Source organism: Acinetobacter sp. JADD-222, assembly GCF_049310645.1.
Map to the genome: position 1 here is coordinate 149,790 of NZ_JBMOWI010000005.1, position 13,365 is coordinate 163,154.

Sequence of the window (13,365 nt, forward strand, 5' to 3'; positions counted from 1 at the left end):
GAATATATGCCAAATACTTTTTTCTTACAAAGAGTTGCCGATTTATATGACACCTTTAAACGACATGATGCACAGCAGACAGATCGTTTGCTGCGGTATCGTAATATTGAGGCGGAGTCTGCAAAATTACTATCGCAATTTATTCGGATGCAGCAAGCTAAATCAATTTTAGAAATTGGGACTTCAACAGGTTACTCTACTTTATGGCTTGCTGAGGCTGCTCAAGCTACTCATGGAAAAGTAACCACGCTTGAAATTGATGCCAATCGTAGTAATGAAGCTAAACGCCATGCGACTGAACTGGCATTAGATGAATTGGTAGATTTTTGGGTTGGAGATGCAGCCGACTATTTAAAAGAAACTCATGAAACTTTCGATTTTATTTTGTTAGATGCTGAGCGTCCTGCGTATGAGAATTATTGGCCAGATTTAAAACGGCTGATGAAGCCAAAAGGTGGCGTACTCATTATTGATAATGTTATTTCACATGCGGCTGAAGTCAGCTCATTCTTAGCTTTAATTAAAAAAGATGAAAATTTTATGAGCAGTATTTTGCCTGTAGGCGCTGGTTTATGCATTGTAGTGGCAAGGTAAGCCATTTAAAAATCTGATTTATTCATTCATAAAGGCCTGTTCAAAGCAGGCCTTATTTCATTATGTTATGAAGCATTCACTAAAGATAGGCGAGTAAAGTGTAAGTCGAATTCTAAATATTTATGTACAAAAGCAGCTTTGTCTGTTGATCGTAATAAGTTGTCATAAATAAATTCTGGTACAGGATGATAAAGTTCGCCTGAACCATCGCTATAAAATATTTTTAGATGACGTGAAGTCGCATTGTATTTCCATGAAGTGACTGCCACAGTATTCGCCATAAATTTTTCCCCTTTTATTTCATATGATTTAAGCTCAAAAAACATCGGTTATTTATTCGACATTACTCAAACTTCATGTAATGGGGAAGGACATAATTGTAAAAGTATCAGTAGAAAATGTGATGTGCTTATTCAAAACAAAAGAACCATCCGATGAAGGATGGTTCTTTGAGTTTTTAAAATCTAATAAGAGATTAGATTTTACCAACTAGGTCGATAGATGGAGCAAGAGTAGCTTCGCCTTCTTTCCATTTAGCTGGGCAAACTTCACCTGGGTGAGCGTGTACGTATTGAGCAGCTTTTACTTTACGAAGAAGTTCAGATGCGTCACGGCCGATACCACCAGCGTTGAGTTCAACGATTTGGATTTTACCTTCTGGATCGATAACGAAAGTACCACGGTCAGCTAAACCTTCAGATTCGATAAGAACGTCGAAGTTTTTAGAAAGAGTCCAAGTTGGGTCACCAACTAATGGATATTGAATTTTTTTGATTTCTTCAGAAGTGTCGTGCCAAGCTTTGTGAGTGAAGTGTGTATCAGTAGATACAGCATAAATTTCAACACCAAGTTTTTGGAATTCAGCGTAGTTGTCAGCTAAGTCACCAAGTTCAGTTGGGCAAACGAAAGTGAAGTCAGCTGGATAGAAGAATACAACAGACCATTTACCTTTAAGGTTAGTTTCGTTAACTTCAACAAATTGGCCGTTGTGGTAAGCAGTTGCTTGGAATGGTTTAACTTCAGTATTAATCAAGCTCATCATTGTCTCCATGATTGAGGTTTATATTTAAACTTGTTTACGAGATGTAGAATAAATAAAAATTCTTTATTGGGGAAATAGTATTTTTACATGACTAAAATCGGAAAATCGAATAAGTGATAAATTTACGATTTTTAAGTCCCCAAACACTGTATTCGATTTGACTGCAAAAACATGTAAATCAAATGACAGTTATCGTAAAAGAAACTTGCCTAACAACATGAAGTCTAGTGAGACAAAATTCAAGGGTAAAATTTTAAAAAATTAAAAATATATAAAAACCCAACTGTTTTACCTTATGGTCATTAGAGCGTAAAATAGAGGATTGTTGTATTTTCAGGAAAATTTGTCTGTGCAGAATGATTTAAATATTGATCAGTGGGTGATGGCAAGAGATCGTTACCGTTTAAATCGTTTGCGTAAAGATAAAAAAGCCAATACAGCAGAGATTGAAAAATTATTTGAACAATCTAATGCCAAAGTAAGGCAGCGATTTGAACGTCTCCCTAAAATTAAACTGAATCAGGATTTACCTGTTTCTCAATATGCAGACCGCTTAATTGATGCGATTCAAAAGCATCAGGTAATTATTGTGGCAGGTGAGACAGGTTCAGGTAAAACCACACAGCTTCCTCAGATTGCAATGTTAGCGGGACGTGGCTTAACGGGAATGATTGGTCATACTCAGCCACGTCGTTTAGCTGCACGTAGTGTTTCTCAGCGTATTGCAGAAGAAGTCGGCGAAAAGCTTGGCGAGTCTATTGGTTTTAAAATCCGCTTTAATGAACAAGGTTCGCAAGATTCAATTGTACGGTTAATGACCGACGGTATTTTGCTTGCCGAGTTAGGTAATGACCGTTATTTGTCTAAATATGACACGATCATTATTGATGAAGCGCATGAACGCTCACTCAATATCGATTTTATTATGGGCTATTTAAAGCAGTTACTGCCAAAACGCCCAGATCTAAAAGTTATTGTGACTTCGGCAACTTTAGATGTAAATCGCTTTAGTAATTACTTTAATGACGCACCTATTTTTGAAGTAGAAGGGCGTAGTTATCCTGTCGAAGTACTTTATCGCCCAATTTCAGAAATGAATATTGGCGGCAGTGATGACGATGAGTTTGATGATTTTGAAGAAAACCTTCCTCGTGCAGTTGTACAGGCTGTAGAAGAATGCTTTGCTGACGCAGAAGCAAAAGGTCATCCTGAACATGCCGACATTTTAATTTTCTCAAGCACAGAACAAGAAATTCGTGAGTTGCAGGAAACCTTGCAAAAGTACGGGCCTAGACATACCGAAATTTTACCTTTGTATGCGCGTTTAGCTGTTTCTGAACAACAAAAGATTTTTAGTCCGGGTGGAAAAGGCCGTCGTATTATTATTGCGACGAACGTAGCCGAAACTGCACTTACGGTTCCAAACATTCGTTATGTGATTGATAGCGGTTTTGCTCGTATATCGCGTTATAACTATCGTTCACGTGTACAACGCTTACCAATTGAAGCAATTTCTCAAGCCGCAGCCAATCAGCGTAAAGGGCGTTGTGGCCGTATTGCTCCGGGTGTGTGTATCCGTTTATATAGCGAAGAAGACTTTTTAAGTCGTCCTGAATTTACCGAACCTGAAATTAAAAGAACCAACTTAGCATCTGTTATTTTGCAAATGCAGAGTTTAGGGTTAGGTGAGTTAGAAAACTTCGATTTTATTGAGCCGCCAGATTTCCGCCTTGTAAATGATGGTCGTAAATTGCTGATTGAGTTAGGCGCACTTAACGAGAAGAAAAATGAGCTGACTAAAGTCGGGCAAATGATGGCACGTATGCCAATTGACCCACGTTTGGCACGTATGATCGTGGGCGGTGCTCATTTTGGCGTACTCAAAGAAATCTTAATTGTGGTAAGTGCTTTAGCGGTTCAAGATCCGCGTGAGCGCCCAGCCGATAAACAAATGCAGGCTGACCAAAAGCATGCATTATTCAAAGAAGCGGATTCAGATTTTCTGTTTTATTTGAAGCTTTGGGAGACTTTAAATCCTAAAGGCGAAGCAGGAATGTCTGAAAATAAACGGCGTCAATTTGCCAAGCAGCATTTCTTAAGCTGGTTGCGTTTACGTGAATGGAAACAGACACACCAGCAATTGGTTGAGTTAGCCGAAGGCTTAAAACTCAGTTTTAATGAAAAACCTGCGAATTATGAAAACTTGCATCGTGCATTGCTGACAGGTTTGTTGTCTTTTATTGCCAATAAAACTGATGAACGTAATACCTTTATGGCAGTGCGTCAGCAAAAGGCTAAAGTTTTCCCTGCGAGTACGTTGCATAAAACCAATACTGCATGGGTGATGGCTTTTGAGATGGTCGAAACCTCTCAAGTGTACTTACGTACTTTAGCCAAAATTGACCCTGAATGGATTTTACTTGCTGCACGCGACTTGTTGAAATATCACTATTTCGAGCCACATTGGTCTAAGAAAGCTGGGATCGTCAATGCATATGCGCAAATTTCCCTGTTTGGTTTAATTATTGAGCCAAAGCGGTTAATTAATTTTGAGAAAGTTGACCAACCTGCTGCTCATGAGATTTTCTTACGCGATGCATTAACTACTGGGAACTTGGGTACAGTTCCACCATTTTTAAAACACAACTTACTTAAGCTTGAAGAAGTAGAGCGAGTTGAAGATAAATTGCGTCGTCGTGATTTGGTGGTGGATGAAGAAACAATTTATCAGTTTTATGCGTCGAAAATTCCAGAAGAAATTGCGAGTCGCCGTAGTTTTGAAGACTGGCGTGCAACGGTAGAAGCAAATAATCCTCGTTATTTATTTATTGACGATGATGCGCTCTGGCTCAATGATCGGCCAACTACGCAGCAATTCCCAGATCATTTACACAATGGGCAGCTGCGTTTAGCAACCACATATCATTTTGACCCGAGCCATGACGAAGATGGTGCTACTGTTCAAATTCCTGTACAGGCGCTGCCTCAAGTGGATGAAAATATCTGGTCATGGGGAATTCCGGGTTGGCGCCAAGATTTAATTGAGGCTTTACTCAAAGCTTTACCTAAAGACAAGCGTCGTAATGTGGTGCCAATTCCTGATACAGCTCGTAAGCTCATGCAAGGGGTTGATGCGGTACATTTACGTGAACATATTTTTAGTTATTTAGCTTTTGCCTTGCGTGGTGAGCAAATTACTGAAAAAGATTTCTCGTTTGAACGTATTGATCCATATTTGGTACCTTTCATTAAAGTGATTGATGAAAAAGGTAAGCTGATTGCGAAAGGGCGTGATTTACCTGAGTTAAAAGCACGTTGCCGCGTAGAAACACATCGTCCAGTTAAACAGCAAAAAGGTGAGTTTAAAAACTTTCCTGAAAACTTTACTTTTGAGGCCTCTCATAAAGTCACGGGCGTTGTAGTTAAACAATATCAGGCTTTAGTTCCGACCAAGGCTTTTGCTGACCTCGAAGCTAAAGATGAGTCAGGCATTGTTATTCAAACGTTTAACGATCAAGCTGAGGCGATTAAACAACATCGTGAAGGGATTATTCGTCTGGTCCATATGCAACTAGGGGACTTGATTCGCCAGTTGAAAAAGCAGATTTCAAAGCCGCTCGCGTTGGCTTATTCACCTTTGGGCGATAAAGCTAAGCTTGAGCAGATGTTGATCTATGCAACGTTGCAGATGGCAATTACGACTTTGCCAATTAACGCTGATGAATTTAATAAGCTGCTAGATCAGGTCAAAAAGCAATTTTTGAGTTATGGTCAGCAAGCACTTGAGCAATTAAGTGATATTTATATTCAGTGGCAGCAAATCCGTCGTCAGCTTTTAGTACTTGATTCAGGCGTGTTTGGACGCAGTATTGATGATATTGAAGATCAGTTAGATTTAATGTCACTTAGCAATTTTGTTTATTGCCAACCCGTCGATCTTTGGCAGGAATACCCGCGTTATTTAAAAGCACTGCTATTGCGTTTAGATCGATTGCCAAATAATCTACAGCGAGATCATGCCGCTATTGATGATGTCGATCCATGGATGGACAAGGTATTTAAATTCAAAAACAATCCCAAAATCAAAGAATTGTATTTGATGTTGGAAGAATTCCGCATTTCTTTATTTTCTCAGCCGATGAAAACCAAGATGCCTATTTCGCCAACTCGACTGCAAAAGTTATGGGATCGTTTGGGAATCAGTTAAGATAGATCGGGGTCTGTTTATGTTGTTGTTTAGCCTACAACGCAATTTATAAATGAAAGATTAACAGACCCTATTCATTTTTTTAGGAGTTTTACATGGGCATTCGTATCACAGGTACTGGGTTATTTCACCCAACAGAAATCATTTCTAATGAAGAACTGGCCGACAGTTTAAATGCTTATGTGGAACAATATAACCAAGAGAATGCAGAGAAAATTGCAGCAGGTGAGCTAGAAGAGCTACGTGGTTCAAGTGCTGAATTTATTGAAAAAGCGTCTGGTATTAAGCGTCGTTACGTGATTGAGAAGTCAGGTATTCTTGATCCAAATCGCTTGCGTCCTCGTTTGTCTGAACGCTCAAATGATGAACTTTCACTTCAAGCAGAGTGGGGCGTGATTGCTGCGAAACAGGCAATGGAAAATGCAGGTGTAACTGCTGAAGATATCGATGTTGTAATTTTAGCATGTTCAAACATGCAGCGTGCTTATCCAGCAGTTGCAATTGAAATCCAGTCAGCACTTGGCATTCAAGGGTATGCCTACGACATGAACGTTGCATGTTCAGCTGCCACTTTTGGTTTGAAACAAGCGGCAGATGCAATTCGTTCAGGCGCTCGTCGTGTTTTATTGGTAAATGTCGAGATTACATCGGGTCACCTAGACTATCGTAACCGTGATTGCCACTTCATTTTTGGTGATGTTGCTACAGCTTCTATTATTGAAGAAACCACGACTAAGACTGGTTTTGAAATCTTAGATATTCATTTATTTACTCAATTTTCAAACAACATTCGCAATAACTTCGGTTTCTTAAACCGTAGTGAAGATGCCGTAGTTGACGACAAGTTATTCCGTCAAGATGGTCGCAAAGTCTTTAAAGATGTTTGTCCGTTAGTGGCAAAAATCATTAATGCGCAGTTGGAAAAAATGCAGTTAACTGCAAACGATATTAAGCGTTTCTGGTTACACCAAGCCAATGCCAACATGAATGAACTAATCTTGAAATATGTTGCTGGTAAAGAAACTGATTTAAGCCGTGCCCCAATTATTCTAGATGAGTTTGCCAATACCTCTTCAGCAGGCGTTATTATTGCTTTACACCGTACAGGCCACGAAGTAGATAATGGCGAGTATGGCGTGATTTCATCTTTTGGCGCTGGTTATTCAGTGGGTTCGATTGTTGTACAAAAGCATGTTGCTTAAGCTACAAGATTAATTAAAAAACGCTCGTAAGAGCGTTTTTTTTATGAGCGAAATAATATAAAAAAGCGGACCAAAATTAGCCCGCTTAGATTAAATCAAAAATCATTAAAACTTTTTGGTGTAGTTTACAAACAAGCGATCCTCACCAAAATCATTGCCATGTTTAACGTTGTAATCAATACGAATATATTGCAGGGCCACGCCTTTTAAGAATGGCTGCTGAAACGCATAATTTAAAATCACATTGGACTCGGTTTCATGGTTTTTCTCACCATTGGCTGCTTTAAAGTCATGACCGTAAACATATTTCACTATCGCATTTAAGCCTGGTACATAGTCTTTAAAGTCATAGCCATACATCACATGATAAGACTTTTCGTCTTCTTTAAAGAATCCGGTGGTATTCCAGTTAATGAAATATGTCTCTGGCAAAAAGCCATCCGGTAGAGGGTAAGCCGACTCACCCATAATCTGCTGATAGCCCAAGCCAAAGGTGTGATTTTTTACTTTGAGAGTTTCTAACACCCCAATGTTTTGTGCATCAATATCAAAAGTATTGCCGTCATCTTTTGCATTGAAGTATTTAAACTTAGAGGTGAGGGCAAAGTTAGGCTGTTTCCAATTATGCTCAAGTCCAACATAGTGTTTGTTATATAGATCTTCTAAATTACCAAAGTAGTATTCGCCCTTTAAAGACGCCGTAAATTGATAGCGCAGGTCAATATAATTTAAACCATCAGATTCTTTAGTGATTCCATTTGCCGTGAAAGAAAACTTTTTAAAATCTTCTTCATTTCGTGGTGAGACTTTTTCAACCCGACCAATTTCAGCATAGAGCTGATCTGAAAGTTGCGACTTAAGATTGGTTCCCCAATAAGAGGCAAGCAATTGTCGGCTGGCATCAACAGCCGTTACGGGTAAATCTAGCCAGAGTTCACCGACACTTAAAAGGGTTTTGTCGTAGCCCAGTTTTAAAGTTGCACCGTATTTTAAAAAGTCAGATGCTTGAGATTGTGTTTCTTTATTAAAAGGCAAAACTGTGTCCGCAACGTGTTTGTCTGAACTCAAGCGAACGGCGTATTGAACAGAAGCATCGGCACCAATGGTAATAGGCTTGTTTGCAATTTGCAGAGGGGTGTCATGCATTTTCGACTTATAAAATAGCGATGCTGCCTGAGACCAACTGCCAGTATCTTTAAGTGCATCATTATCAAAATTACGGTTGATATAGGCATTTTTTAAAGTGAATTTCCATTCATCTTCAGTTTGCTGATTTGGATTTGCGGCCCATGAGTTACTGCACATCAGTAATAAAGTGGCAACGGCTAAAGTGTGTGGTTTAAAACGGTGAAATAATTCCATAATCCATTTCCAAAAAGATGCGCCAGTCCTCGGCGCATGTATTTTTACTGCTGGGTAAGCGTGTTTTGAGGATTAAAAGTTGATGGCGTTTGTGCGGCAACAGAGGCTTTGAGATTGACCATAAATATTGCAAGTGCAGCAATCACACCTGGAATTGCAATCGCTAAGAAATTCATTTGGTGAGGAAGCTCAAGTGTGAGTAAGGCGCCAGTTAAAACTGGTCCAATAATCGCGCCAATACGACCAATTCCAGATGCCCAGCCCATGCCAGTTGAACGAAGTGCGGTTGGATAGAACTGCGCAACAAACGTGTAGAGTAAGATTTGTGAGCCAATGGTGGCAGCACCAGCAATCGCAATTAGGCTATATAAAATAAATTGTGGACTATTAATGCCAAGCAGAATTAAAGCTGCTGATCCCACAATAAACATAATGGTAATAACAGGTTTTAAATGGAATTTATCTGCTAAAGCACCACCACCAATTGCACCGACCATGCCGCCAATATTGAGTGCAAACAGGAACAACATGCTTGCACCTAATGAGTAGCCCGCTTGGAGCATGAGTTTAGGTAACCAACTTCCTAAGGCATACACCATGAGTAGGCACATAAAGAAAGCAATCCAGAACATAAATGTGCTGAAGGTACGGCCTTGCTGGAAAAGCGCACGGACAGGTGCATCTGTTGTTGTGCTTTCGTTTAATACCAGTTGAGTATTGGCGTTTACCTGAGTTTGAGGTGCAATTTTACTCACAATACTTTTTGCCTGTTCGCCATGGTTAGATTTCACTAAAAAGGCGAGAGATTCTGGCAAAAATTTCCAGATGATTGGGAGCAGCAACAGGGGAATACCCGCAATTAAAAACATGATTTGCCAGCCCATATCTTTCACAAGCCATGCGCCGAGTAGTGCAGAGGTCATGCCACCAATTGCATAGCCACTAAACATGATTGCGACTAATGTACTGCGGATTTTTTTTGGTGCGTATTCAGTCATAAGTGCGACCACATTTGGCATAACGCCACCAATCCCAAGACCTGCGATAAAGCGCAAAATAGCAAACTCTGTTGGTCCTTTGGCAAAGGCACCCATAAAGGTAAATCCGCTAAATAAGGTGACACAAATCAGGATGGTTTTTTTTCGTCCCAGTTTGTCTGAAAGGGTGCCGAAAATCATGGCACCAAACATCATACCGAATAAAGCAGCACTGGCGAGTAAACCAGCTTCTACCGCAGTTAATGACCATTGCTGCATTAACAGAGGAAGAGCAACCCCATAAATAACTAAATCATATCCATCAAAAATAATAATAAGTAAGCACCAGATTAAAACTTTCCAATGAAAAGATGTAAAACCGGCTTTATCAATTAACTCATTAATATTAACTTTGCTCGTATCCATTTTCTTCACCTCCAATTTGTGAAGCATCGCGTTATTTTTTAATAAACTATTTTGTTATTGGATTAGAGTCAAAAACCTAATTGATATATCTTTATGTCTTTAAGGTATTGTGCTTTTATTGATTTAAATATCTGAAAAGTATGTATTTATTTTTTTTGATTTAGCTGACTTTATTGGGTCTTTAAAATAGGGTTAAATATTGTATAGTGAGAATTTTAAGGATTTTATAGATACTTTTTTATAGATTTTATTGATGAGAATCACAGCTAAAAATATTGCTAAATTTATATTATAAATTGAAGTGAAAATATAAAAACAAAATACTAAAGTCTATTATTTAATTATTTTAGAGATTTATCTTAAAAATGAAATTTAATCTATATCCAATAAAAAATCGCCAAATCAGAATTAGCACATTATTTGCATCCTGATTTGGCGATTTAAGCTTTATTTTAGGTGAGAGTATTTAGATAAAAAACTTAATTCGGGGTTGGAGCTGATCGTGGTGTAAGAATGAAATGGGCGATTACACCAATACAAATACCCCAAAAGACTGAGCTTAATCCAAGGAAATGCATGCCTGATGCTGTCGCTAAAAAGGTAATAAGTGCGGCATCACGTTGACTGTCATTTTTCATGGCAACAGAAATATTGGTGGCAATCGCTCCAAGCAAGGCTAAACCTGCCAGTGCTGCAACCAACTCTTTAGGAAGTAAGCTAAATAGCATGACAATACTGCCAGCAAATAAACCACCTAAAATATAAAAAATTCCGTTGGCGATTCCAGCGATGTAACGTTTTTCTTTAAGTTCATGTGCATCTTTGCCCATACATAAAGCTGCGGTAATTGAGGCAAGCACAATCGTAATACCACCGACGCAGGCAACAGCTAAAGAGGCAATACTAGTGACAGTAATAATGGGTTTGGCTGGGGTATCGTAACCGCTGAGTTTCATAATCGCCATACCCGGTAAAAATTGGCCGGTTAGACTGACTAAAATGAGAGGAACGGCGAGGTTTAATGTTGAGTTCCATGTCCATTCTGGGCTAATCCACTGTGGAATAGCTAAATTAAAACTCACATCAACCGGATTCATTTTGCCCAAAATGAGGCTTAATAAAACTCCGGCAGCTAACACCCAAATCATGGTGTAGCGTGGCATTAAACGCTTGGCAATTAAAAAGACAATGAGCATGCTAAAAACAATAAAAGGCATGCTATCAGATGCGGTAAATAGACCAATGCCAAATTGAAAAAGAATACCAGCCATCATGCCCGCTGCGACATCTTGCGGAATCCACTTTAGTAATTTGTCGAAGTAACCTGTAACGCCAATTAAAAAAATAACGATGGCAGAAGTAATATAGGCGGCTACCGCTTCATTCAACGAGACATTTGGAAATAGGGTAACTAACAGGGCAGTACCCGGTGCAGACCATGCGGTTATGACAGGCGTTTTATATTTAATTGAAAGATAAATACCTGAAACGGCGGCACCAATTGAAATTCCCCAAATCCATGACACCATCATATCGGTGGACACATGGGCGCGCTGAGCAGCTTGGAAAAAAATAATCAGTGGGCCTGAGTAAGAAATTAAAACCGCAAGAAAGCCAGCAACTGTTGCTGATATGGACCAGTCATTTTTTAACGTCTTTAACAGGGTTGCCATGTGTGATTGCCTCCATGCAAATCATGTTATTTACCCAATCATGCAAAAAGATCAGGGTTAACCCTGATCTCCACCTCCGACCGGAATGACCGATCCCGTCATATACGATGCGTCATCTGATGCAAGAAATAAAATTGCATTGACTTGTTCTTGAATTGTGCCATAACGGCTCATAAATGTTCGATCTATTGTTTGATCAACTACTTGCTGCATCCAGTCTTTTTCATTTTGACTTAATGGATTGGCATTGCGTGGTACTTTCCGAGGTGGTGCTTCGGTTCCACCAGTTGCAACAGCATTGACACGAATTCCGTCTTTGGCATGTTCAAAAGCAAGTGATGCCGTTAAAGCATTTACACCACCTTTAGATGCCGAGTAGGGAATACGGTTAATGCCACGGGTTGCAATTGAAGATACATTTACTATTGCACCCGCTTGTTGCTTAATCATGGCGGGTAGCACAGCGCGGCAACACCATAAAGTTGGAAACAATGAGCGATTGACTTCCTTAATGATCTCTTCTTCGGAAAACTCTTCAAAAGGTTTCATCCAGATCGCGCCACCTACATTATTAATCAGGATATCTACCCGACCATAGTGTTCAATGGCTTTTGCAACAACCGCTTGTGCACCTGCATAGGTTTCAAGGTCAGCATTAATCGTGACAGCATCGCCACCTGAACTCTGAATTTCTTTGAGAACTTCTTCAACATATTCAGAGCGGTCAGCCATGACGACTTGTCCACCCTCAGTCGCGACTTGTAATGCCACGCCACGACCAATGCCTTGAGCACTACCCGTAACAATCACGACCTTATCGGTAAATCTTTGACGGTTTGACATAGATAACTTCTCCACCTGTTAATTCGCAGAGAATTTTTCAAACAAGAAATTAGCAGGTTTGATATTTTCAGTTTCTAACCAGCCACGTACAGCTTCTACCATTGGTACCGGGCCACATAGATAAACATCAACATCGCCACCGTTTAACCATTCACTTTCAATATGACCAGTGACATAGCCTTTGCGTTCATGGTTACTTTCAGGGCTTGCTACCACAGTGCGGTATTCGAACCATGGGAATTTCGTCTGCAATTCATTAAGTTTATCTAAAGCAACCAAATCAAAGTCATTGGTTACGCCAAAGACTAAACGAACAGGTTGTTCTGAACCTTTTTCTTTAAGCACTTGTAACATCGACATAAATGGGGCAATGCCAGTACCGCCTGCTAGCATAAGCACAGGACGCGCTACATTACGCAAATAGAAGCTACCGAATGGACCGGTAAATGTCATTTTGTCACCAGCTTTAGCATTCTTACTTAAGAATTCACTCATTTTGCCGTTCGGCACGTTACGGACCACAAAGCCCGTTAAGCGATTGCCTGGTTTTGAGCTAAATGAATATGAACGTGTTTCGCCAGTTTCAGGAATAGCAACGTTGACGTATTGACCTGCAAGAAAATGAATGTCCGGTTGGCCTTCATCAAGTTGAATATCAAAAGTGATGGTTGAATCTGATAAGTTTTCAACGCGGGCTAATGTACCTTGGAAACTATGAATTTCTGTTTTACAGACATCTGATGAGGCTTGAATCTGGAATACCGCATCGGAAGTTGGTCGACATTGGCAAGCAAGAATATAACCTTGCTCAGCTTCTTCAGGGGTTAATGCATCTTCAATATAGGTTTCTTCTGGCATGTCATAACTACCGGACTCGCAAAATGCGCGGCAAGTTCCACATGCACCATCACGGCAATCCAAAGGAATATTAATTTTTTGGCGATAGGCTGCGTCAGATAGGGTTTCGCCTTGAGCTACGTTAATGAAACGTGTAACACCATCTTCAAATTGAAGTGCAACATTGTGGTTTGACATGGCA

At 39.8% G+C, this 13,365-nt stretch carries 10 protein-coding genes; 3 read left to right on the forward strand and 7 right to left on the reverse strand.

Annotation, left to right across the window (positions count from 1 at the left end; translation table 11 throughout):
* Positions 1-6 precede the first annotated feature (6 nt).
* A complete protein-coding gene (locus ACO6UW_RS06860; protein WP_032037833.1) occupies positions 7-594 on the forward strand; it encodes an O-methyltransferase in 588 nt (195 codons plus the stop codon).
* 65 nt (positions 595-659) lie between these two features.
* Here the strand turns inward: ACO6UW_RS06860 and ACO6UW_RS06865 are convergent, their stop codons facing one another.
* Both ACO6UW_RS06865 and ahpC read right to left on the reverse strand, forming a co-directional pair.
* Positions 660-875 carry a KTSC domain-containing protein gene (locus tag ACO6UW_RS06865; RefSeq protein WP_005070287.1) on the reverse strand — a complete coding sequence of 72 codons (216 nt, stop codon included), beginning with the start codon at positions 873-875 and terminating at the stop codon, positions 660-662.
* A gap of 194 nt (positions 876-1,069) precedes the next feature.
* Positions 1,070-1,633, reverse strand: coding sequence for an alkyl hydroperoxide reductase subunit C (gene ahpC, locus ACO6UW_RS06870; protein WP_003652649.1), 564 nt, complete (start codon positions 1,631-1,633; stop codon positions 1,070-1,072).
* 352 nt (positions 1,634-1,985) lie between these two features.
* Here ahpC and hrpA point away from each other — a divergent pair, with 352 nt between their 5' ends.
* Both hrpA and ACO6UW_RS06880 read left to right on the forward strand, forming a co-directional pair.
* Positions 1,986-5,843 (forward strand): ATP-dependent RNA helicase HrpA, encoded by a 3,858-nt coding sequence (gene hrpA / locus ACO6UW_RS06875; RefSeq protein WP_057062309.1) that lies wholly within the window; start codon positions 1,986-1,988, stop codon positions 5,841-5,843.
* A 95-nt stretch (positions 5,844-5,938) separates the two neighbouring features.
* Positions 5,939-7,045 (forward strand): beta-ketoacyl-ACP synthase III, encoded by a 1,107-nt coding sequence (locus ACO6UW_RS06880; protein WP_057062310.1) that lies wholly within the window; start codon positions 5,939-5,941, stop codon positions 7,043-7,045.
* A gap of 105 nt (positions 7,046-7,150) precedes the next feature.
* On the opposite strand, the gene ACO6UW_RS06885 is transcribed toward ACO6UW_RS06880, so the two are convergent.
* From ACO6UW_RS06885 to benC, 5 genes are all read right to left on the reverse strand, one after another.
* Positions 7,151-8,407, reverse strand: a complete 1,257-nt coding sequence (locus ACO6UW_RS06885; RefSeq protein ID WP_057062311.1) for an OprD family outer membrane porin — start codon at positions 8,405-8,407, stop codon at positions 7,151-7,153.
* Between the two features lie 44 nt (positions 8,408-8,451).
* Positions 8,452-9,810, reverse strand: a complete 1,359-nt coding sequence (locus ACO6UW_RS06890) for an aromatic acid/H+ symport family MFS transporter (RefSeq protein WP_057062312.1) — start codon at positions 9,808-9,810, stop codon at positions 8,452-8,454.
* Between the two features lie 479 nt (positions 9,811-10,289).
* Positions 10,290-11,483: a benzoate/H(+) symporter BenE gene (gene benE / locus ACO6UW_RS06895; RefSeq protein ID WP_057062313.1), complete on the reverse strand. Its 1,194-nt coding sequence runs from the start codon at positions 11,481-11,483 to the stop codon at positions 10,290-10,292.
* Positions 11,484-11,540: 57 nt separating this feature from the next.
* Positions 11,541-12,326 (reverse strand): 1,6-dihydroxycyclohexa-2,4-diene-1-carboxylate dehydrogenase, encoded by a 786-nt coding sequence (locus tag ACO6UW_RS06900; RefSeq protein ID WP_057062314.1) that lies wholly within the window; start codon positions 12,324-12,326, stop codon positions 11,541-11,543.
* An 18-nt stretch (positions 12,327-12,344) separates the two neighbouring features.
* Positions 12,345-13,361: a benzoate 1,2-dioxygenase electron transfer component BenC gene (benC, locus tag ACO6UW_RS06905; RefSeq protein WP_057062315.1), complete on the reverse strand. Its 1,017-nt coding sequence runs from the start codon at positions 13,359-13,361 to the stop codon at positions 12,345-12,347.
* Positions 13,362-13,365: the final 4 nt, after the last annotated feature.

Coding starts and splice junctions, on each gene's coding strand:
- benC (WP_057062315.1), bottom strand. CDS start 13,361: ATGTCAAACCACAATGTTGCACTTCAATTTGAAGATGGTGTTACACGT.
- ACO6UW_RS06860 (WP_032037833.1), top strand. CDS start 7: ATGCCAAATACTTTTTTCTTACAAAGAGTTGCCGATTTATATGACACC.
- benE (WP_057062313.1), bottom strand. CDS start 11,483: ATGGCAACCCTGTTAAAGACGTTAAAAAATGACTGGTCCATATCAGCA.
- ACO6UW_RS06890 (WP_057062312.1), bottom strand. CDS start 9,810: ATGGATACGAGCAAAGTTAATATTAATGAGTTAATTGATAAAGCCGGT.
- ACO6UW_RS06900 (WP_057062314.1), bottom strand. CDS start 12,326: ATGTCAAACCGTCAAAGATTTACCGATAAGGTCGTGATTGTTACGGGT.
- ahpC (WP_003652649.1), bottom strand. CDS start 1,633: ATGAGCTTGATTAATACTGAAGTTAAACCATTCCAAGCAACTGCTTAC.
- ACO6UW_RS06885 (WP_057062311.1), bottom strand. CDS start 8,407: ATGGAATTATTTCACCGTTTTAAACCACACACTTTAGCCGTTGCCACT.
- ACO6UW_RS06880 (WP_057062310.1), top strand. CDS start 5,939: ATGGGCATTCGTATCACAGGTACTGGGTTATTTCACCCAACAGAAATC.
- ACO6UW_RS06865 (WP_005070287.1), bottom strand. CDS start 875: ATGGCGAATACTGTGGCAGTCACTTCATGGAAATACAATGCGACTTCA.